General features: G+C 71.3%; 17 protein-coding genes. 2 read left to right on the top strand and 15 right to left on the bottom strand.

Going from position 1 to position 21880, the window contains the following annotated elements:
• The first annotated feature begins 225 nt into the window (after positions 1-225).
• Entirely contained in the window at positions 226-2364 is a 2139-nt protein-coding gene (locus O7618_RS23375) for a PhoX family phosphatase (protein WP_278108259.1), read from the top strand.
• 72 nt (positions 2365-2436) lie between these two features.
• Here the strand turns inward: O7618_RS23375 and O7618_RS23380 are convergent, their stop codons facing one another.
• Positions 2437-3219: a helix-turn-helix domain-containing protein gene (locus O7618_RS23380; RefSeq protein WP_278108260.1), complete on the bottom strand. Its 783-nt coding sequence runs from the start codon at positions 3217-3219 to the stop codon at positions 2437-2439.
• Positions 3220-3372: 153 nt separating this feature from the next.
• Between O7618_RS23380 and O7618_RS23385 the strand changes: the two genes are divergently transcribed.
• The gene (locus O7618_RS23385; protein WP_278108261.1) at positions 3373-4554 is read left to right on the top strand and encodes an MFS transporter; all 1182 of its coding nucleotides are present in this window, start codon (positions 3373-3375) and stop codon (positions 4552-4554) included.
• Positions 4555-4848: 294 nt separating this feature from the next.
• Here the strand turns inward: O7618_RS23385 and O7618_RS23390 are convergent, their stop codons facing one another.
• The 14 genes from O7618_RS23390 to O7618_RS23455 all read right to left on the bottom strand — a co-directional run bounded on the left by O7618_RS23390 (position 4849) and on the right by O7618_RS23455 (position 21880).
• Complete coding sequence (locus O7618_RS23390) at positions 4849-5889, bottom strand: polyprenyl synthetase family protein (RefSeq protein ID WP_278108263.1); 1041 nt, start codon at positions 5887-5889, stop codon at positions 4849-4851.
• A gap of 89 nt (positions 5890-5978) precedes the next feature.
• The gene (gene nuoN, locus O7618_RS23395) at positions 5979-7532 is read right to left on the bottom strand and encodes an NADH-quinone oxidoreductase subunit NuoN (protein ID WP_278108265.1); all 1554 of its coding nucleotides are present in this window, start codon (positions 7530-7532) and stop codon (positions 5979-5981) included.
• Positions 7529-9061 carry an NADH-quinone oxidoreductase subunit M gene (locus tag O7618_RS23400; protein WP_278108266.1) on the bottom strand — a complete coding sequence of 511 codons (1533 nt, stop codon included), beginning with the start codon at positions 9059-9061 and terminating at the stop codon, positions 7529-7531. Before O7618_RS23400 ends, nuoN begins: the two co-directional genes overlap by 4 nt.
• A gap of 64 nt (positions 9062-9125) precedes the next feature.
• Positions 9126-11054, bottom strand: a complete 1929-nt coding sequence (gene nuoL, locus O7618_RS23405) for an NADH-quinone oxidoreductase subunit L (RefSeq protein ID WP_278108267.1) — start codon at positions 11052-11054, stop codon at positions 9126-9128.
• Between the two features lie 10 nt (positions 11055-11064).
• Entirely contained in the window at positions 11065-11364 is a 300-nt protein-coding gene (gene nuoK / locus O7618_RS23410) for an NADH-quinone oxidoreductase subunit NuoK (protein WP_089154544.1), read from the bottom strand.
• Between the two features lie 55 nt (positions 11365-11419).
• Entirely contained in the window at positions 11420-12190 is a 771-nt protein-coding gene (locus O7618_RS23415; RefSeq protein ID WP_278108268.1) for an NADH-quinone oxidoreductase subunit J, read from the bottom strand.
• Positions 12187-12825 (bottom strand): NADH-quinone oxidoreductase subunit NuoI, encoded by a 639-nt coding sequence (gene nuoI / locus O7618_RS23420; protein WP_269694190.1) that lies wholly within the window; start codon positions 12823-12825, stop codon positions 12187-12189. The genes O7618_RS23415 and nuoI overlap by 4 nt, the downstream gene beginning before the upstream one ends.
• A gap of 1 nt (position 12826) precedes the next feature.
• The gene (gene nuoH / locus O7618_RS23425) at positions 12827-14182 is read right to left on the bottom strand and encodes an NADH-quinone oxidoreductase subunit NuoH (protein WP_278108269.1); all 1356 of its coding nucleotides are present in this window, start codon (positions 14180-14182) and stop codon (positions 12827-12829) included.
• Positions 14179-16662, bottom strand: coding sequence for an NADH-quinone oxidoreductase subunit G (locus tag O7618_RS23430; protein ID WP_278108270.1), 2484 nt, complete (start codon positions 16660-16662; stop codon positions 14179-14181). Before O7618_RS23430 ends, nuoH begins: the two co-directional genes overlap by 4 nt.
• Positions 16662-17978: an NADH-quinone oxidoreductase subunit NuoF gene (gene nuoF / locus O7618_RS23435; protein WP_278108271.1), complete on the bottom strand. Its 1317-nt coding sequence runs from the start codon at positions 17976-17978 to the stop codon at positions 16662-16664. Before nuoF ends, O7618_RS23430 begins: the two co-directional genes overlap by 1 nt.
• Positions 17975-19150, bottom strand: coding sequence for an NADH-quinone oxidoreductase subunit NuoE (gene nuoE / locus O7618_RS23440; RefSeq protein ID WP_278108272.1), 1176 nt, complete (start codon positions 19148-19150; stop codon positions 17975-17977). The genes nuoF and nuoE overlap by 4 nt, the downstream gene beginning before the upstream one ends.
• Complete coding sequence (locus O7618_RS23445; protein ID WP_278108273.1) at positions 19147-20472, bottom strand: NADH-quinone oxidoreductase subunit D; 1326 nt, start codon at positions 20470-20472, stop codon at positions 19147-19149. Before O7618_RS23445 ends, nuoE begins: the two co-directional genes overlap by 4 nt.
• The gene (locus O7618_RS23450; protein WP_278108274.1) at positions 20469-21206 is read right to left on the bottom strand and encodes an NADH-quinone oxidoreductase subunit C; all 738 of its coding nucleotides are present in this window, start codon (positions 21204-21206) and stop codon (positions 20469-20471) included. Before O7618_RS23450 ends, O7618_RS23445 begins: the two co-directional genes overlap by 4 nt.
• Positions 21203-21880, bottom strand: coding sequence for an NADH-quinone oxidoreductase subunit B (locus O7618_RS23455; RefSeq protein ID WP_091062855.1), 678 nt, complete (start codon positions 21878-21880; stop codon positions 21203-21205). The genes O7618_RS23450 and O7618_RS23455 overlap by 4 nt, the downstream gene beginning before the upstream one ends.

Consider the following 21880-nt stretch of genomic DNA (forward strand, 5'->3'; position numbering starts at 1 on the left):
GGCGGGGAGACCGGCGCTGCGTCCGCCCGTCCGGGCGATGCGTTCGCCCTTCCATACGTGCCGTGCCGCCGAACGGTTCAGCCGCAGGTCAAGCCGGAGCTGTTCACGCCCGGTTCAGATTCGGGCCGACCGACGCTCACCATGCCCTGGCACCGTCCGGCGGGTACGCGCCCTGGCCGACCGCCGGGCGCGCCTGCCCGACGTCCGATCAGGAGGCTCCACCTCATGAGCGACCGTCCTCGCCTGCTCCCGCTGCTGGGTGGCACCCGCCACGGCAGCCGCGATGCGATGACCTGTCTGTACCGGTGCGGCAACGCCTGCGACCACCCGGTGCCCAACCCCTCCGACAATCCGTACTTCGGCGACCTGGTCGACGCCGAGGTCTCCCGGCGCGGCGTGGTCCGGGCCGGCGCGGTCGGCGCACTCGTGCTCGGCTTCGGCGGTGCCGCCGCCGGTGCGCTCGCCGGGGCCGCGCCCGCCGCCGCCGCGCCCGCCGCCGCCGCGCCCGCCAACCCGGTCGCGCCCGGCATCGACCCGGCCGCCGCCGCTGCCGCCCGCCCGGGAAGCGGGGCGCTGACGTTCAGACCGATCCCGCCGAACAAGCTCGACACGCTCGTCGTGCCGAACGGCTACGACCACGCCGTGGTCATCAAGTGGGGCGACGAGGTGGTGCCGGGCGCGCCGGCCTTCGACGTACGCCACCAGAGCGCCGCCGCCCAGGCCAAGCAGTTCGGCTACAACAACGACTTCGTCGGTGTGCTGCCGATCGACCGCCGGCGTGCGCTGCTCGTGGTGAACCACGAGTACACCAACGAGGACCTGATGTTCCCCGGCTTCACCGGCCAGGACGCGTTGACCGTGGAGCAGGTGCGGGTGGCGATGGCCGCGCACGGCATGTCCGTGGTCGAGCTGGAACGGGTGGCGGACACCGGGCAGTGGCGGCCGGTGCGGCGCGGGCGGCGGGAGTACAACCGCCGGGTCACCGCGTTGGCCACGAAGTTCGAGTTGACCGGCCCGGCCGCCGGCTCGGCCTGGCTGCGGACCGCCGCCGACCCGAAGGGCCGGACGGTCGTCGGCACGCTGAACAACTGCGCCGGCGGGGTCACCCCGTGGGGCACCGTGCTCTCCGGCGAGGAGAACTTCAACCAGTACTTCGTCGGCGGCGACGGCGCGCCGGAGGAACTGAAGCCGAGGCTGGCCCGCTACGGCATCCCGACCGACGTGCGCTACCCGAGCGGCAGCCGCAAGTGGGACCGTGCCGACGAGCGGTTCGACCTGGCCAGGCACCCCCACGAGGCGCACCGGTTCGGCTGGGTCGTCGAGATCGACCCGTTCGACCCGGAGTCCCGGCCGCGCAAGCACACCGCGCTGGGCCGGGTGAAGCACGAGGGCGCCAACGTCATCGTGGCCCGCAGCGGGCACGTGGTCGCGTACATGGGCGACGACGAGCGCTTCGACTACCTCTACAAGTTCGTCTCGGACAAGAAGTTCATGCCGGGCAACTCCTGGGTGGCCCGCAAGCACAACCTGACGCTGCTGGAGTCGGGCACGCTCTACGTGGCCCGGATCGAGGGTGACAGCCCGGCCGCCGAGATCGACGGCACCGGCACACTCCCGGCCGACGGCGGCTTCGGCGGCCGGGGTCGGTGGATCAGGCTGGTCAGCGGCAACCGCTCGTACGTCGACGGGATGACCGCGGCCGACGTGCTCACCTTCACCCGGCTGGCCGGCGACAAGGTCGGCGCGACCAAGATGGACCGTCCCGAGGACGTCGAGCCGAGCCTGCTCACCGGCAAGGTCTACGTGGCGCTGACCAACAACACCGACCGGGGCAAGGTCGGCAAGGCGCCGGCCGACGAGGCGAACCCGCGCAACGCCAACAAGCACGGCCAGATCCTGGAGCTGGTCGAGGACCGGGGCGACAACACGGCCGAGAGCTTCGCCTGGTCGCTGCCGATCGTCTGCGGTGACCCGGCCGACGCCTCGACCTGGTTCGCCGGCTACGACAAGACCAAGGTCTCGCCGATCTCCTGCCCGGACAACGTCGCGTTCGACGCCACCGGCAACCTCTGGATCTCGACCGACGGCAACGCGCTGGGCAGCAACGACGGCCTCTTCGCCACCGCCGTCGAGGGCCCGGAGCGGGGGCACCTGAAGCAGTTCCTCACCGTGCCGCTCGGCGCCGAGACCTGCGGTCCGTTCATCACCAGGGACAACCGATCCGTCTTCGTGGCCGTGCAGCACCCGGGCGAGATCTCCGGCGCCTCGGTCGAGAACCCGGCCTCCACCTGGCCGGACGGCGACTTCGCCAAGCCCGGCGTGGTGGTCACCTGGCGCCTGGACGGTGGCGCGATCGGTAGCTGACCCTCCTCCGGGGTGGCCCGGCGCTGGGCCGCCCGCTGACGGGCCATCATCCCTCCTCGGGTGGTGGCCCGCTCAGCTCTCGGTGGCGATCCCGTCGGCGATGGTCCGCGCGGCGGCGAGCAGCTTCGCCCGGACCACCCGCGCGGAGGTCATCATCTCGCTGGCCGGCAGCGCGCAGGCCAGCACCACCCGCCGCTCGATGTCCTTGTCCGGCGCGACCAGAACCGCGGCACACGCCACGCCCTGCCGGAACTGGCCCAGCTCCAACTGCATGCCGCGCCGGTCCCCGGCGGCCAGGTCGGCCTCGAACGCCTCGACCGTGGTGAGGGTGGCGGTGGTGAACGGGCGCATGCCGTATTCGCGCAGGTAGCGGAAGCGCTGTTCGGCGGTGAGCGTGGCGAGCAGGCTCTTGCCGAGCGCGGTGGCGTGCGCTCCCTCGTCGAAGCCCGGCACCAGGTCCTCCAGGTAGGGCGAGCGAGGACCCTCGGCGCACGCGGTCACCGCCACCTGCCCGCCCACGAACCGGCCGAGGTAGTGGCTCCAGCCGGTGTCGGCCGCGGCCCGACGCAACGCCTCACCGACCGGTGCCGGCCCCCGGAACGCGGTGACCAGCTCGCGGTAGCGGTCGGCGATCTCCAACCCGACGATGTACGTCCCGTCCTCGCGCCGGATCACGTAGCCCTCGTACGCCAGCGTGCGCACCAGGTGGTAGGTGGTGGCGACGGTCAGCTCGCAGCGCCGGGCGATCTGTTTCACGGTGAGGCCCCTCGGCGCACGGCCGACCGACTCGAGCACTCGAAGCGCGCGGGAAACGCTCCGGATCAGGTCCGAAGGTTCCGCCAGGGGGTCGCGCACAGCCACCTCCGACGCCGGGGACTTACACCATATGAAAAAGAGGGCGAGTGCGAAATGCCTGTTCGGATCGAGGATGCCAGATCAGCGGACACAGAACGTGCATCGACAGACACGATCAGCAGCGAAAACGCGGCCGGCGTAGGTTGGCCGACGATGACCGAAACAATTTCGCGAACGGGCCCGCCGGCTACCCGACGCGCCGTCCGGGTCGGCGCCGGCGCCACCGTCACCACGATCGCCTGTGTCCTGCCGGTCTTCCTGGTCGGTGGTCTCGCCGTCCAACTCGGCGACGAACTGGGCTTCAGCCCGACCGGGCTGGGCTTGGCGGTCTCGGTCTACTTCGGGGTCAGCGCGCTCGCGTCGGTGCCCTCCGGCGCCCTGGTCGAGCGGTACGGCCCGGCCCCGATCGCCCGCCTGGCCATCGGGCTGTCCGCCGGCTCGCTGCTGGCCGTCGCGGGCCTGGCCCGGTCCTATCCGGTGCTGGTGGCCCTGCTGGCCCTCAGCGCCGCCGCCAACGCTCTCGGGCAGCTCGCCAGCAACGCCGCGCTTGCCGAGCACGTGCCCGCCCACCGCCAGGGGCTCTCCTTCGGCGTGAAGCAGGCCGCCATCCCGGTCTCCACACTGCTGGCCGGCGCGGCGGTACCCACCGTCGCGTTGACCGCCGGCTGGCGCTGGGCGTTCGTGGTCGCCGCCGGGGCCGCGGCGGCCGCGCTGGCTGCCGTACCCCGGGCCGGCCGCGACCGGCGGACCCGGACCCGCCCCGCCGGCCGTGGCGGCGGCACGGGCGCGCTGGTCGTGGTCGGACTGGCCGCCACGCTGGCGGCCGGCGCGGCGAACGCGCTGGCCACGTTCCTGGTCGACTCGTCGGCCGGTCGAGGGCTCCCGCCTGCCCTGGCCGGTCTCACCCTCACCCTCGGCAGCGCGGTCTGCGTGCTGGCCCGGGTGGGCGTCGGCTGGCTGGCCGACCGCCGGGCGGGCGGACACGTCGGCGTCGTCGCCGGGCTGCTGCTGGCGGGGTCCGTGGGGCTGCTCCTGCTCGCCGTGTCCGGCCCGGCGCCGCTGGTCGTGGGTGTCGTGTTCGGCTTCGGGCTCGGCTGGTCCTGGCCCGGGCTGCTGAACTTCGCGGTGGTCCGGCTCCACCCGCAGGCGCCGGCCGCCGCCACCTCGATCACCCAGACCGGCGTGTACGCGGGCGGCTGCTTCGGCCCACTAGGCCTCGGCGCGCTGGCCGGCGCCGCCGGTTATCCGGCGATGTGGCTGACCGCCGCCCTGGCGATGCTGCTGGCCGCCCTGCTCATGCTGCTGGGCGCCCACCGCCTGGCCCGCACCGCCTGATCCTCGCCCGCCCGATCCCGCCCGCGCCGTCCCTGGAGTGCCGGCGCGCCGTGCCGGACCGCGGTGCCGCTGGCGGGCACGGTCTGGTGGCGCAGCGCAGCGCGGCGCGGTGGCGGCACGCGGCGCGGTGGCGGCACGCGGCGCGGTGGCGGCACGCGGCGCGGTGGCGGCACGCGGCGCGGGAAGATGCGGTATACCTGAGAGTCATAATTATGACTCTCAGGTATACCGCTCGAATGGGAACTGTTCCCCGCCGGCGACCACGTTCGGTAGCAGTGGGCGGAGGCCGGGACGTCAGCTCGTGCGGTCGGCGATGTAATCGCAGAGGGATTCCAGCGCGCGGCGGGCCGGCCCCTCGGGGAGCGGGGCCAGGCGAGCGCGGGCGTCCTCGGCGTAGCTGCGCACCGTCTCCCGGGCCCGCTTGAGCGCCGGGGACTCGCGGAGCAGGGTGAGCGCCTCGGCGTGCAACGCGTCGTCGACCAGCGGGCCGGTGGCCAGGATCTCCCGCAGCCGCACGCTGGCGGCGTCCGCGTCGTCACCGGCCAGGGCGTAGAGCACCGGCAGGGTGGGCACGCCCTCCCGCAGGTCGGTGCCGGGCGTCTTGCCGGACTGCACCGACTCGCTGGCGATGTCCAGCAGGTCGTCGGAGAGCTGGAAGGCGACGCCGATGATCTCGCCGTACCCGGCGAGGGCCTCGATGTGCGCGGCGGACGCACCGCCGAACATGCCGCCGAAGCGGGCCGAGGTGGCGATCAGCGAACCGGTTTTCTCGGCGATGACGTGCAGGTAGTGCGCGACCGGGTCGGTGTCGCGCGGGCCGACCGTCTCGGCGATCTGGCCGTGCACCAGGCGGGCGAACGTGCGCGCCTGGAGCCGGACGGCCTCCGGGCCCAGGTCGGCCGCGATGTCCGCGGCCCGGGCGAAGAGGAAGTCGCCGACCAGGATGGCCACCGAGTTGGCCCAACGGGAGTTGGCGCTCGGCGCGCCCCGCCGGACGGCCGCCTCGTCCATCACGTCGTCGTGGTAGAGCGTCGCCAGGTGAGTGAGCTCCATCACCACGGCCGCGGGCACGACCTGCGCGGCATCCGGGTCGCCGAACTGGGCACCCAGCGCCACCAGCAGCGGGCGGAACCGCTTGCCACCGGCCTCCATCAGGTGCTTGGCCGCCTCGGTGACCAGCGGGTCGGCGCTGGTCACGCTGGCGCGCAGCTCCGCCTCGACCCGGTCGAGCACGCCCAGCACGGAGGCTTCGACGCGCGGGTCGGCGAGGTGCAGGCCGAGCGCGCCGAACTGACCTGAACGCTCGCCAGCCGGGTTCACCACGTCTTCAACCATGCCACACCCGTTCGACCTGCTCGGTGAGGGGGATACGGACCGGGGGCCGGCACGCCACGGCGTGCCGGCCCCCGGTGGAACCTCAGCTGTCATCGGACGAATTCGGCGGCACCGGTGGTCAGGTCGAGCAGGGGCCCGGGGACCACGCCGAGGACCAGCGTGGCGAGGACGCCGATGACCAGGGCCGCCGAGGTGAGCGCGCCCGGCACGGTCACCGTCGGGGTGGCCTCCCCCGGCTCGGAGAGCCACATCATCACCACGACCCGCAGGTAGGGGAACGCCAGCACCATGCTGGTGAGCACGCCGGCGATCACCAGCCAGGTCTGGTTCGCCTCCAGCGCCGGGCCGAAGACCGCGAACTTGCTGGTGAAGCCGCTGGTGAGCGGGATGCCGGCGAAGGCCAGCAGGATGAACGTGAAGATCGCCGCGAAGAACGGCGAGCGACGGCCCAGCCCGGCCCAGCGGGACAGGTGGGTGGCCTCTCCGTCGGCGTCCCGCACCAGCGTCACCACGGCGAACGCGGCGAGCACCGAGAAGCCGTAGGCGGCGAGGTAGAACATCGTGCCCGACAGCCCCTCCTTGCTCGGAGCCAGCACACCCACCAGCAGGTAGCCGGCGTTCGCGATCGACGAGTAGGCCAGCAGTCGCTTGATGTCCGTCTGGGTGACCGCCAGCACCGCGCCGACCAGCATGGTCAGCACCGCCACCACGCCGATCACCGGGGTGAAGTCCCAGGAGGCGCCGGCGAACGCGACGTGGAACACGCGCAGCAGCGCGCCGAACGCGGCGACCTTGGTGCAGGCGGCCATGAAGCCGGTCACCGGCGTCGGCGCGCCCTGGTAGACGTCGGGCGTCCACACGTGGAACGGCGCGGCGGCGGCCTTGAAGAGCAGGCCGATGGCGAGCAGCGCCATGCCGGCGAAGAGCAGCACCTGGCTGGACGACGACTCACCGACCGCGGCGTGCACGGTGGCGAAGTCGACGCCCGCACCCCGGCCCGGGATCCCGGCCGTGAAGCCGTAGATCAGGGCGACACCGAACAGGAAGAACGCCGAGGCGTACGCGCCGAGCAGGAAGTACTTCATCGCCGCCTCCTGGCTCAGCAGCCGCCGGCGGCGGGCCAGCGCGCAGAGCAGGTAGAGCGGCAGGGAGAAGACCTCGAGCGAGATGAACATGGTCAGCAGGTCGTTCGCCGCCACGAAGATCAGCATGCCGCCGATCGCGAACGTCATCAGCGGATAGACCTCGGTGGTCCCGCCGACGCCCTCGGCCTGCCTGCGGTCCTCGGGCGACTCCGCGGTGACCGCGGCGTGCGCCACGAACGCGCCCCCCCGCTCCACCGTGCGCTCGCCGACGAGCAGCAGCGCCATCACGGCCAGGACCAGGATCGAGCCCTGGAGGAAGAGCGTCGGCCCGTCCACCGCGAGCGCGCCGCCGGCGGTGATCACCCGGCTCTCCGACTTCAGGATCACCATGGTGATCGCGGCGAGCACCGCCACCAGGGCGAGCCCGAGCTGCACCGCGTTGCGCAGGCGGCGCGGCACGAACGCCTCGACCAGCACGCCCAGCAGGGCGGCGCCCAGCATGATCAGGATCGGAGCGAGCGCCGCGTAGTCGATCGACGGCAGCTTGAGCTCGGTCATTTTGCGGCCTCCTGGACGCTGCCGACCTCAGGGGCGGGATCGGACTTGCCGACGTCCTGCATGGTCGCCTGGACGGCGGGGTTGATGACATCGGTGACCGGCTTGGGATAGAAGCCGAGCAGCACGATCAGCGCGATCAGCGGCGCGACGACCACCTTCTCGCGCAGGCTGAGGTCCCGACGCATGCCCTCGGACTCGGTCAGCGCCGGGTTCAGCGTGCCCTGGGTGGTGCGCTGCACCATCCACAGCACGTACGCCGCCGCCAGGATGATGCCGAGCGTGGCGATCACCGCGACCGGCTTGTTGACCGTGAACGTGCCGATCAGCACCAGGAACTCGGAGACGAACGGCGCCGTGCCGGGCAGCGCCAGCGAGGCCAGACCGGCGAAGAACAGCACGCCGGCCAGCACCGGCACCAGCTTGCCCGCTCCGCCGAAGTCGCTGATCAGCGCCGAGCCGCGGCGGGCGATCAGCATGCCGACCACCAGGAAGAGCAGGCCGGTGGCGAGCCCGTGGTTGAGCATGTAGAGCACCGCGCCGGTGCCGGCCTGGGTGGTGAAGGCGAAGATGCCGACGCCGATGAAGCCGAAGTGCGCGATCGAGGTGTACGACACCAGCCGCTTCAGGTCGTTCTGCCCGACCGCCAGCAACGCGGCGTAGATGATGCCGATCACGCCGAGCGCCAGCGCCCACGGCGCGAACCAGCGGGACGCCTCGGGGAACAGCGGCAGGCAGTAGCGCAGGATCCCGAACGTGCCGACCTTGTCCAGCACGCCGACCAGCAGCGCGGCCGCGCCGGCCGGGGCGGCGCCACCGGCGTCCGGCAGCCAGGTGTGGAACGGGAAGAACGGCGCCTTGATCGCGAACGCGAGGAAGAAGCCGAGGAACAGCCAGCGGGCGGTGTTGGTGGCGAACTCCGCCTGGCTCAGCGTCTGCCAGTCGAAGGTCTTGCCGCCGACCACCCAGAGGCCGATCACCGCGGCCAGCATGAACAGGCCGCCGACCAGCGAGTAGAGGAAGAACTTCACCGCCGCGTACTGCCGCTGGTGGCCGCCGTAGCTGCCGATCAGGAAGTACATCGGCACGAGCATGACCTCGAAGAACACGTAGAACAGGAACACGTCGGCGGCGGCGAAGACGCCGATCATCGTGCACTCGAGGACGAGCAGCAGCGCGAAGTAGACCGGCACCGAGCGCTTCGACGACTCGGCGTCGTGCCAGGACGCCAGGATCACCAGCGGCACCAGGATCGCGATCAGCATCAGCATGACCAGCGCGATGCCGTCCACCTCGAAGGTGAACCGCACGCCCCAGTTCGGGATCCACGGGTACGACTCGCGGAACTGGAACCGGTCACCGTCGGCGGAGAAGGCGAACCACATCACCACCGAGAGCACCAGCACCAGCAGCGACCAGCCGAACGCCACCAGCTTGGCCAGGTCCGGCCGCTTACGTGGCAGCAACGCCACCACCAGGGCGCCGACCAGCGGCGCCACGGTCAGCACCGAGAGGAACGGGAAGTTGGACATTATTCGGCCTTACCTCCGTCGTGACTGCGTGGCCCGCCGGCGGGGGCGGCCGCGTTGCTGTCGATCACGCCAGCCACCCCGCCTGCACCGCCAGGAACGCGGCCACCACGAGCAGCGCGCCGGTCAGGATCGAGGTCGCGTACGACCGCACGAAGCCGGTCTGCAGCCGCCGGAGCCGGCCCGAGCCCCCGCCCACCGCGGCGGCGAGGCCGTTGACCAGCCCGTCGACGCCCCGGTTGTCGAGGAAGACCAGCGCCCGGGTGAGGAAGACGCCCGGCTTCTCGAAGACCGCCTCGTTGAAGGCGTCCGTGTAGAGGTTGCGCCGGGCGGCGGTGACCACGACACCCGCCGGCTGCGGCTCGGTCGCCGTGCCGGTGCGGAACAGGAACCAGGCCAGCCCGGCGCCGAGCACGGTGATCAGGATGGAGAGGATGGTGATCACGGTGTGCGAGAGCACGCCGTGCGCCTCGCCACCGGCCTCCTCGCCGAGCACCGGGGTCAGCCACGACACCACACCGTCGTTCAGCGTCATCAGACCGCCGGCCACCACCGAGCCGGCGGCGAGCAGGATCAGCGGGATCGTCATGAGCTTCGGCGACTCGTGCGGGTGCTCGATGTCCTCGGTCCACCGCTTCGGGCCGTGGAAGGTGAGCACGAAGAGCCGGGTCATGTAGAACGCGGTGAGCCCGGCGCCGAGCAGCGCCGCGCCGCCGAAGAGCCAGGCGGTCCAGCCCTCCCGCTCGAACGCCGAGGCGATGATCGGCTCCTTGGAGAAGTAGCCGGAGAGCGGCGGGATGCCGATGATGGCCAGCCAGCCCATCATGAAGGTGAGCCAAGTGATCTTCATGTACTTCGACAGCCCACCGAAGCGGCGGATGTCCACCTGGTCGTTCATGCCGTGCATGACCGAGCCGGCGCCGAGGAACATGTTGGCCTTGAAGAAGCCGTGCGCCAGCAGGTGGATGATGGCCAGCGCGTACGCGCCGCCACCCAGGCCGACGCCGAGGAACATGTAGCCGATCTGGCTGACCGTGGACCAGGCCAGCACCCGCTTGATGTCGTCCTTCGCGGCGCCGATGACGCAGCCCAGCAGCAGCGTGAGCGCGCCGACGCTGACCACCACGAGCTGGAGCGTCTCGTTCGCCGAGAAGATCGGGTTGGAGCGGGCGATCAGGTAGACGCCCGCGGTGACCATGGTGGCCGCGTGGATGAGCGCGGAGACCGGGGTCGGGCCCTCCATCGCGTCCGGCAGCCACGCCTGGAGCGGGAACTGGCCGGACTTGCCGGCGGCGCCCAGGAGCAGCAGCAGGCCGAGCACCAGCACCGTGGTCGAGGTCAGCGAGCCGACCCCGTTGAACACCTCGTCGTACTGCGTGGTGCCGAGCTGGGCGAAGAGGACGAAGATGCCGATGGCCAGGCCGGCGTCGCCGACCCGGTTCATCAGGAACGCCTTCTTGCCGGCGGTGGCCGCGCTCGGCCGGCCGTACCAGAAGGAGATCAGCAGGTACGACGCCAGACCGACGCCCTCCCAGCCGAAGTAGAGCATCACGTAGTTGTTGCCGAGCACCAGCAACAGCATCGCGGCGACGAAAAGGTTGAAGTACCCGAAGAACCGTCGCCGGCCCTCGTCGTGCGCCATGTACTCCACGGCGTAGAGGTGGATCAGGAAGCCCACCCCAGTGATCAGCAGGACGAACACCGCGGCCAGCGGGTCGAAGAGCAGACCGAAGTCCACCTTCAGGTCGCCGACCGTGATGAACTGCCAGAGGCTCGACTGGACCTGCTTGTTCTCCAGGCCACGAAGCTGGAAGAAGTAGGTCAGCCCGAGCACGAACGCGGCGCCGATGGCCGCCACGCCCAGCCAGTGGCCCCAGCGGTCCGCCCGCCTGCCGAGCAGCAGCAGGACCGCCGCGCTGACCAGCGGGATCGCCACCAGCAGCCAGACGCTGCCCAGCAGGCCATCCGCAGTAGCGAATTCCACAGTCTGTTCCACCGCAGACCCCTCAGTACTTCAGCAGGTTGGCGTCGTCGACGCTGGCCGAGCGCCGGGTCCGGAAGATCGCCATGATGATCGCGAGCCCGACCACGACCTCGGCCGCCGCCACCACCATCACGAAGAACGCCATGATCTGGCCGTTCAGGTCGCCGTTGATCCGGCTGAACGTGACCAGGGTCAGGTTGGCCGCGTTGAGCATCAGCTCGACGCACATGAACAGCACGATCGCGTTGCGCCGGACCAGCACGCCGACGGCGCCGATGGTGAACAGCACCGCCGCGAGGATCAGGTAGTAGTCCGGCGTCACTGTGCTGTCCTTTCGTTCGCGACTGCGGGGCTCCGCTTCGCTGCACTCCTCGCGCTCACCGATCCGTACCCTTCAGTGCGGTCTCCTCGGAGGTCAGCTCGCGCACCGGCATGATCTCCGAGATGCCGCGGTCGGTCAGCCGGCCGTCCGGCAGGCGGGCCGGCGTGGCCACGGAGGAGGAGGTGGCGAAGACGCCCGGGCCCGGCTTCGGGCCGGGGTAGTTGCCGGGACGGAACCGCGCCTTCATGGTGGCGACCTGGTTCATCCGGTCCTCCTTGCGCCGCTCCACGTGCGCCAGCACCATCGCGCCCACCGCGGCGGTGATCAGCAGCGCCGAGGTCAGCTCGAAGGCGAAGACGTACTTGGTGAAGAGCAGCCGGGCGATGCCCTGCACGTTGCCCTCGGCGTTCGCCTGCTCCAGCCCAGCCGCCCGCACGCCGTCGAGCGCCCGGTAGAGGCCGGTGCCGACCAGGCCGGCGAAGCCGAGCCCGAGCACCACGGCGGCGACCCGCTGGCCGCGCAGCGTCTCGATCAGCGAGTCGGACGCGTCCCGGCCGACGAGCATCAGCACGAACAGGAAGAGCATCATGATCGCGCCGGTGTAGACGATGATCTGCACCATGCCGATGAACGGCCCGGCCTGTAGCACGTAGAACACGCCCAGACAGAGCATGGTCAGCACCAGCCAGAGCGCGGAGTGCACCGCGTTGCGGGCCCACACCATGCCGAGCGCCCCGATCAGGGCCAGCGGGGCGAGGATCCAGAAGGTGACCTCCTCACCCCCGGACACGTCGCCCGCCGCGGCGAGCACAGTCTGCGTGGTCATACCCCTGCTCCCTTGCCCGCCTCGGACCGCTGCGCGGCCTGCTCGGCGCCGGGGAAGGTCACCCCGGGGTGCTCCTCCACCGGGTACCGGCCGCCCGCCGGCGATTGCTCGGCGCCGGCCGAGGTGCCCGGGTTGGTCAGCGCGCCGACGTAGTAGTCCTTCTCGCTGTCGCCCAGCCGCATCGGGTGCGGTGGCTGCTCCATGCCTTCGAGCAGCGGCGCGAGCAACTGCTCCTTCGTGAAGATCAGGTCCTGCCGGTTGTCCCGGGCCAGCTCGTACTCGTTGCTCATGGTGAGCGAACGGGTCGGGCAGGCCTCGATGCAGAGCCCGCAGAAGATGCACCGGGCGTAGTTGATCTGGTAGTTGCTGGCGTACCGCTCACCCGGGGAGAAGCGCTGCTCCTCGGTGTTGTCGCCACCCTCGACGAAGATCGCGTCGGCCGGGCAGGCCCAGGCACACAGCTCGCAGCCGATGCACTTCTCCAGCCCGTCCGGGTGCCGGTTGAGGATGTGCCGCCCGTGGTAGCGCGGCGCCGACACCGGCGGCTTGAACGGGTAGTCGGTGGTGACGACCTTCTTGAACATGTGCGAGAAGGTGACCCCGAAGCCCTTGAACGTTCCGGTGATCGCGCCCACGTCACACCTCCCTGGATTCGGAACCGGCGACGACGTTCGCCGGCTCCCGCTCGGCGACCACGCGCCTGGTACGCGGGCTCGGCGGAACCTGAAGATCCATCGGTGGCAGCGGGAAGCTGCCGTACGGCCGGCTGTCCGCCTGCTCCTGGGGCGACGACTTCGGCTGCTTCTTCCGGCTCGGCCAGAAGAGCGTGGCCAGCAGCAGCACGCCCGCGCCGATCGCGGTCACGAGCAGCCGGTCCTTGGTCTGCCAGTCCTCGATCGAGCGGAGCCCGGCGAGCACCAGGATCCAGACCAGGTTGATCGGCAGCAGCACCTTCCAGCCGAAGCGCATGAACTGGTCGTAGCGGAGCCGGGGCAGCGTGCCGCGGAGCCAGACGAACACGAAGACCAGCAGGATCACCTTGCCGAAGAACCACAGCATCGGCCACCAGCCGTCGTTGGCGCCCGACCAGAGCGTGATCGGCCAGGGTGCCCGCCAGCCACCGAGGAACAGCGTCGTGGTCACCGCGGACATGCTCACCATGGCCACGTACTCGGAGAGCATGAAGAGCGCGAACTTCAGCGAGCTGTACTCCGTCATGAAGCCGGCGACCAGCTCCGACTCCGCCTCCGGCAGGTCGAACGGCGCCCGGTTGGTCTCACCGACCATGGCGATGAAGAAGATGATGAAGCTGGGCAGCAGCAGGATCGCGTACCAGCCCGGGGTGGGCAGCTCGAACCCGCCGATGCTCAGCCGGGTGGCGTCGCCCTGCGCGGCGACGATCCCGCTCGTCGACATCGTGCCGGCGGTCATGAACACCGCCACGATGCTCAGCCCCATGGCGACCTCGTAGGAGATCATCTGGGCGCTGGAGCGCAGGCCGCCGAGCAGCGGGTAGGTCGAGCCGGAAGCCCAACCGCCGAGCACGATGCCGTAGACGCCCATCGAGGAGCAGGCCAGGATCACCAGCACCGCCACCGGCACGTCGGTCACCTGGAGCGGCGTCCAGTGGCCGAAGATGCTCACGCTCGGGCCGAACGGGATCACCGACAGCGCGGTGACCGCGGAGATCACCGAGATGGTCGGCGCGAAGAAGAAGACCACCTTGTCGGCGGCGCGCGGGAGGATGTCCTCCTTGAACGCCATCTTCAGGCCGTCGGCGAGCGTCTGGAGCAGACCGAACGGGCCTACCTGGTTCGGGCCGGGCCGGACCGCCATCCGGCCGACCACCCGCCGCTCGAACCAGACGCCGAGCAGCGTGGCCAGCAGGCCGAACGCGAAGGCGAAGACGATCTTCCCGAGGACCAGCCACCACGGGTCCTTGCCGAAGTCGGCGAGCGTCGGGTCCTGCGCCGCGAGGATGACGGCGTTCACTGGGATACACCCCCGGTGTTGAGGAGCGGACCCGGGCGCGCCGCGGCGTCCGCGGCGACGGGCGCCGCGGTCACCGTGACCACATGACCGGACGTCGCGCCGAGGCTGCGTCGCACGGTCGAGCCGGGTGAGTTGGTCGGCAGCCAGACGACGCCGTCCGGCATCTCGCTGATCGCCGCCGGCAGCGTGACCGCGCCGCGGTCGGTGCCGACCGTGACCGGGTCGCCGTCGGCCACGCCGAGCGCCTCGGCGGTGCCCTTGCCCAGCCGGACGACCGGCGGGCGGGCGGTGCCGGCGAGGTGCTCGTCGCCGTCGGTCAGGCTGCCCAGGTCGACGAGTTGGTGCCAGGTCGACAGCACCGCCTCGCCCGGGCCGGGCTGCGGCACGGCGGCCGGCTCGACCGAGGGCGCGGACGGCCGGGACGTCCGGGTCGGCGGCAGCGCGCCCAGCTCGCGACGCACGCTCGCCACGTCACCGGCGCCGAGCCGCACGTCGAGCTGCGCGGCGATCGCGTCGAGCACCCGGCCGTCGGTCATCGCGCCGGTGTCCAGCACCCGCTCGAAGGTGCGCAGCCGGCCCTCCCAGTCGAGGAAGCTGCCGGCCTTCTCGACCACCGGGGCGACCGGGAAGACCACGTCGGCCCGGCGGGCCACCGCACTCATCCGCAGCTCCAGGCTGACCAGGAACGGCACCGCGTCCAGGGCCGCCTCGGCCCGGCGCGGGTCGGCCAGGTCGGCCGGGTCGACGCCGGCCACCACCAGCGCGCCGAGCGCGCCGTCGGCAGCCGCGGCGAGGATGCCGTCGGTGTCGCGACCGGCCTGGCTCGGGATCACCCCGGCCGGCAGGTCCCACGCCTCGCCCAGCTCCGCGCGGGCGGCCGGCTCGGTGACCACCCGGCCGCCGGGGAGCAGGTTGGGCAGGCAGCCCGCGTCGACCGCGCCGCGGTCGCCCGCGCGTCGCGGCACCCAGGCCAGCCGGGAGCCGGTGCGCCGGGACACGTCCGCCGCGGCGGAGAGGCCACCGGGCACCGCGCCCAGCCGCTCGCCGACGATCAGGATCGCGCCGGGCTGCCCCAGCGCCTCGGCCACGGTGGCGTGCTCGGCCAGCACGCTCGCCTCCTCGCCCGGCACCACCCGGGCCAGCTTGGCCCCGAGCTTCTCCAGGCCACGGGTGGCGAACGGCGCGATCGCGTACACCGTGAGCTTCTTCTTCAGGTACGCCTTGCGCAGCCGCAGGAAGAGGATCGGGCACTCCTCCTCCGGCTCCAGGCCGACCAGCACCACGGCGGGCGCGTTCTCCACGTCCGCGTAGGTCACGTCGGTGACCCCGGCGACGTTGCTGGCCAGGAAGTCGGCCTCCTCGCGGGAGACCGGGCGGGCCCGGAAGTCGATGTCGTTGGTGTGCAGCGCGACCCGGGCGAACTTCGCGTACGCGTAGGCGTCCTCGACGGTGACCCGGCCACCGGTCAGCACGCCCACGCCGGTCCCGCCGTCGCGGGCCGCGCGCAGCCCCTCGGCGGCCCGGGTGAACGCCTCGCTCCAGGACGCCTCGCGCAGCTCACCGGTCTTCTCGTCGCGCACCAGCGGGGTGGTGAGCCGGTCGAACGCACGGGTGTACTGGAAGCCCCAGCGACCCTTGTCGCAGTTCCACTCCTCGTTCACCGCCGGGTCGTCGCCGGCCAGCCGGCGCAGCACCTTGCCCCGCCGCCAGTCGGTGCGCTGCGCGCAACCGGCCGAGCAGTGCTCGCAGACGCTGGGCGAGGAGACCAGGTCGAACGGGCGGGAGCGGAAGCGGTACTGGGAGCCGGTCAGCGCGCCGACCGGGCAGATCTGCACGGTGTTGCCGGAGAAGTAGGAGTTGAAGGGCACGTCGCCCTCGTCGCCCTCTTCGCCGTACGCGTCGTCCCGGTAGATGTTGATCTCCTCGTGCGAGGAGCGTCCCATCAGGTCGATGAACTTGTCGCCGGCGATCTCCTCGGAGAACCGGGTGCACCGCTGGCAGAGCACGCACCGCTCGCGGTCGAGCAGCACCTGGGTGCTGATCGGCAGCGGCTTCGGGTACTCCCGCTTGTGCTCGTGGAACCGGGAGTCGGTGCGGCCGGTGGACATCGCCTGGTTCTGCAGCGGGCACTCGCCGCCCTTGTCGCACATCGGGCAGTCCAGCGGGTGGTTGAGGAGCAACAGCTCCATCACCCCCTCCTGGGCCTTCTTGGCGACCGGCGAGGTGAGCTGGGTGCGCACCACCATGCCGTCGGCGACGGTCTGGGTGCAGGAGGCGACCGGCTTGCGCTGGCCCTCCACCTCCACCAGGCACTGCCGGCAGGCGCCGGCCGGAGCCAGCAGTGGGTGGTCGCAGAAGCGCGGGATCTCGGTGCCCATCTGCTCGGCCACCCGGATCAGCAGCGTCCCCTTGGGCGCGGTGACCTCGACGCCGTCGATGGTCAGCGTGACGGTCTCGGTCTGCTTGGCTACGTCGGTCATCAGTGAGCTCCAACCAGAGACTTGTCGGAGAGCTTCGGCGCGGTACGTCCCTCGATGTAGTCGAGGTAGTCCTGCTTGAAGTACTTCAGCGACGAGGTCACCGAGCTGGTCGCACCGTCACCCAGGCCGCAGAACGAGCGGCCGAGGATGTTGTCGCAGGTGTCGAGCAGGGTGTCGAGGTCCTCGTGGGTGCCCTGGCCGGCGAGGATGCGCCGGTAGACCCGGACCATCCAGTAGTTGCCCTCCCGGCACGGGGTGCACTTGCCGCACGACTCGTGGTGATAGAACTCCAGCCACCGGTAGGTGGCGTACACCGGGCAGTCCTGGTCGGAGAAGATCTGCGTGGCAGTGGTGCCCAGGATCGAGCCGGCCGCCGCCACTCCCTCGAAGTCCAGCGGCACGTCCAGGTGCTCGGCGGTGAGCAGCGGCGTCGAGGAGCCGCCCGGGGTCCAGAACTTCAGCTCGTGCCCGGGCTTCATCCCGCCGGCCAGCTCGATCAGCTCGCGCAGCGTGATGCCCATCGAGGCCTCGTACTGCCCCGGGTTCGCGATCCGGCCGGAGAGCGAGTAGATCATCGGCCCGGACGACTTCTCCGTGCCCATGGTCTTCCACCAGTCCGCGCCACCCAGCACGATCGGCGGCACGCTGGCGATGGTGCCGACGTTGTTGACCACGGTCGGGCTGGCGTACAGGCCGTGGGTCGCCGGGAACGGCGGGCGCAGCCGGGGCTGGCCCCGGAAGCCCTCCAGCGAGTCCAGCAGCGCGGTCTCCTCGCCGCAGATGTACGCTCCGGCGCCCGAGTGCACCACCAGGTCCAGGTCGAACTTCGAGCCGAGGATGTTCCGGCCCAGGTAGCCCTTGGCGTACGCCTCGGCGACCGCGCTGCGCAGCCGGCGGGCGGCGTGCACGGCCTCGCCGCGGATGTAGATGTAGGCCCGGCTGGCCCGGATCGCGTACGACGCGATGATCACGCCCTCGACCAGCGCGTGCGGGTCGTGCGTCATCAGCGGCAGGTCCTTGCAGGTGCCCGGCTCGCCCTCGTCGGCGTTCACCACCAGGTAGTGCGGCTTGCCGTCGCCCTGCGGGATGAAGCCCCACTTCAGGCCGGTCGGGAAGCCCGCGCCGCCCCGGCCACGCAGCCCCGAGTCCTTGATGAGCTGGATCAGGTCGTCCGGGTGCGCCTTGAGCGCCTTGCGCAGGGCGGCGTAGCCGTCCAGCTTCTCGTAGGTGCCGAGCCGCCAGGCGTCCGGCGACAGCCAGCGCTTGGTGAGCACCGGCGTGAGCTTGGCCAGCGTCTCCGGCCGAGGCGTGGTCACTTGCGGACCCCCGTTCCGTTCGCGTCCGCCGGGTCGGCGCCGTCGGCGTCCGTACCGGCCTCGGCGTCCTTGAGGTTGCGCTCCTGCGCGCCGGCCGCGTCGCCGGCGGGCTTGCCGTCGCCGGCCGGCGGGTTGGCCGCCGCGCCGGCCGCCTCGGCCGCCCGCGCGTCGCGGGGCGCCGGGGCCGGGCCGTCGGTCGGGACCTTCGTGCCCGGCGCGTCCGCCACCGCGGTCCGCGCGTCCGGCTGCCGGGTCTCGGCGGTACGCACCTGCGGCGACTTGTCGTCCGGCGCCGTCACGTCCGGCGCGGTGCTGCCGCTCGCCGCCGCGGGCGTCGCCGGCTCGGCCGCGCCCGCGTTCCCGGCGGTGTCGGCCTTGGCCGGAGTGCCCGTGGCGTCGGCCTTCGCCGGCTCGGGCGCCTTCTCCGGTGTCGGGGCGGGCTTCTCGGCCTCGGCCTTCGCCTCGGCGGCGGCCCGGTCGGCCTCGGCCTTGCTGCGGATCGGCGTCTTCGGGTCGTAGCCCGGCACCGAGATGCCGTGCTGCTCGGCCAGGCGCAGGCCGCGCAGGCTCGGCTCGCCCGGCCCGCCGTCGGCCACCGCACCGTCCCGCTCGTCGGCGAAACCGGCGAGCTGGACCGCCATCTCCTTCAGGGTGCAGAGCCGGGCGCCCCGGGTCGGCATCGGCCGGCCGCCGGCCTGCAACTCCTGCACCACGCCGAGCGCGCCCTGCGGCTCGACGTTGTCGAAGAAGTCGTAGTTGACGGTCATCACCGGGCCGTAGTCGCACGCCGCCAGGCACTCGGCGTGCTCCAGGGTGATCTTCCCGTCGGCGGTGGTCTCCTCGTGCCCGACGCCCAGGTGCTCGGCGAGCGTGTCGTAGACCACCTGCCCGCCCAGCACGTCGCACATGGTGTTGGTGCAGACGCTGACCAGGTAGTCACCGGTCGGCTTGCGCTTGTACATGGTGTAGAAGGTGGCGACGGCGCCGACCTGGGCCTTGTTCAGCCCGAGCACCTCGGCGCAGAACTCGACGCCGGCCGGGGAGACGTAACCCTCCTCGGACTGGACCAGGTGCAGCAGCGGCAGCAGGGCCGAGCGGGACCGGTCCGCCGGGTAGCGGGCGATGATCTCCCGCGCCCGCAGCCGGGTCTCTTCGGTGAAAATCGTCGTCATCGGTCACAACCACCCATCACGGGGTCCAGCGAAGCGCCGCCGGCGATCACGTCGGCGATCAGGCCGCCCTCGGCCATCGCCGGGAGGGCCTGGAGGTTGACGAAGCTCGGCTCCCGGTAGTGCACCCGGTAGGGCCGGGTGCCACCGTCGGACACCGCGTGCACGCCCAGCTCGCCGCGGGGCGACTCGATGCCGACGTACACCTGGCCCGGCGGGACCCGGAAGCCCTCGGTGACGAGCTTGAAGTGGTGGATCAGCGACTCCATCGACTGACCCATGATCTTGGCGACGTGCTCCAGCGAGTTGCCCATGCCGTCCACGCCGATGGCGAGCTGCGCCGGCCAGGCGATCTTCTTGTCGGAGACCATCACCGGGCCCGGCTTCAACCGGTCGAGCGCCTGCTCGACCAGCTTCAGCGACTCGCGGATCTCCGCCAGCCGGACCAGGTAGCGGCCCCACACGTCGCCGTCGGTGTGCGTCGGCACGTCGAACTCGTACGTCTCGTAGCCGCAGTAGGGCATGGTCTTGCGCAGGTCCCAGGCGAGCCCCGCCGACCGGAGCACCGGGCCGGTGATGCCGAGCGCCACGCAGGCGGTGGTGTCGAGCACCGCCACGTTCTGGGTGCGCTCGATCCAGATCGGCTGCCCGGAGAGCAGATTCTCGTACTCCTTGAGCTTCTTCGGCATCAGCACCAGGAAGTCGCGGATCTTGCGGATCGCGTCCTCCGGCACGTCCTGCGCCACCCCGCCCGGCCGCACGTACGCGTGGTTCATCCGCAGGCCGGTGATGGTCTCGAAGATGTCGAGGATGTACTCCCGCTCGCGGAAGCCGTACAACATCATGTTGATCGCGCCCAGCTCCATGCCGGTGGTGGCCAGCCAGACCAGGTGCGAGGAGATCCGGTTCAGCTCCATCATGAGCACCCGGATGGTGGTGGCCCGCTCGGTGACGTCGTCGGTGACGCCGAGCAGCTTCTCCACCGCGAGCGCGTACGCCGTCTCGTTGAAGATCGGCGAGAGGTAGTCCATCCGGGTCACGAACGTCGAGCCCTGGACCCAGTTGCGGTATTCCAGGTTCTTCTCGATGCCGGTGTGCAGGTAGCCGACGACCGAACGGGCCTCGCGGACCGTCTCGCCCTCCAGCTCCAGGATCAGCCGGAGCACGCCGTGCGTGGACGGGTGCTGCGGGCCCATGTTGACGACGATCCGCTCGTCGTTGATCGGGTCGGTGCCGGAGACGACCTGGTCCCAGTCCCCACCGGTGACGGTGAAGACCTTGCCCTCGGTGGTCTCGCGCTCGGTCGCGTAGTTCGACGTCGTCACTGGTAGGACCTCCTCCGGTCCGGCGGGGGAATTTCCGCACCCTTGTACTCGACGGGGATACCGCCCAGCGGGTAGTCCTTGCGCTGCGGGTGCCCCTCCCAGTCGTCCGGCATGAGGATCCGGGTCAGGTTGGGGTGGCCGTCGAAGACGATGCCGAACATGTCGTACGTCTCCCGCTCCTGCCAGTCGGCGGTCGGGTAGACGGCGGTGACGCTCGGCAGGTGCGGGTCCTCGGCGGTGACCGCGGCCTCCAGCCGGACCAGCCGCCGGTAGGTCATCGAGGTGAGCTGGTAGACCACGTGCAGCCGACGCCCGTCGGCGCCCAGGTAGTCCACCCCGGACACCGAGGAGCACAGCTCGAAGCGCAGCGACATGTCGTCGCGCATCACCTGGCAGACCTCGGCGATGCGCTCGGGCCGCACGTGCAGGGTCAGCTCGCCCCGGTCGACCACGACCTTCTCGATCGCGTCGCCGAACTGCGGGTACGCCTCCTCCAGCGCGTCGCGCACCTCGTCGAAGTAGCTTCCGTAGGGCCGGGCGGCCTCCTCGATCGGTCGACGCGGGCGGACCAGGCCGCCGTAGCCGGAGACGTCGCCGCTGCCCTGGTTGCCGAACATGCCCCGGCCGGCCGGGCTGGCCGGCGGGTACTCGGCCGGCGCGGTGCCGCTGGCGCCGACCGGAGTGGTCGGCACCGGCACCCCGCCGTCGTCGTTCCTGTCGTTCGGCGAGGTCATTTCGGGCCTCCCTGCGTCTGGAGGTGGTTCTGCGCCTTCATCCAGTTCTCGATCCGCAACTGCTCCTCGCGCCCCTCGCGGACGGCCTTCGTCCACTCGGCGCGCCGGGCCTTGTCGTTGCGGTACGACGACGGCATCGAGCCGTACGGCACGACGGGCACGTCACCGCGCTCCTTGCGGGCCTCGAGCATCTTGCGGCCGTTCGGGCCCAGCGGCTCGTACATGATCTTCTCGCGCAGTTTGAGCACCGCGTCGATGAGCATCTCCGGCCGGGGCGGGCAACCGGGGAGGTACATGTCGACCGGGACGACGTGGTCGACGCCCTGCACGATGGCGTAGTTGTTGAACATGCCGCCGCTGCTGGCGCAGACGCCCATCGAGATGACCCAGCGGGGCTCGGCCATCTGGTCGTAGATCTGCCGCAGGACCGGGGCCATCTTCTGGCTGACCCGGCCGGCCACGATCATCAGGTCCGCCTGCCGGGGCGAGGCGCGGAAGACCTCCATGCCCCACCGGCCCATGTCGTAGTGCGGGCCACCCGCGGCCATCATCTCGATGGCGCAGCAGGCCAGGCCGAACGTGGCGCCCCAGACGGACGACTTCCGCGACCAGTTGACCAGCTTCTCGACGCTGGTGAGCAGGACGCCGGAGGGAAGCTTCTCCTCGATGCCCAT

Origin of the sequence: Micromonospora sp. WMMD980 (assembly GCF_029626035.1) — a bacterium.
Classification (GTDB): domain Bacteria; phylum Actinomycetota; class Actinomycetes; order Mycobacteriales; family Micromonosporaceae; genus Micromonospora.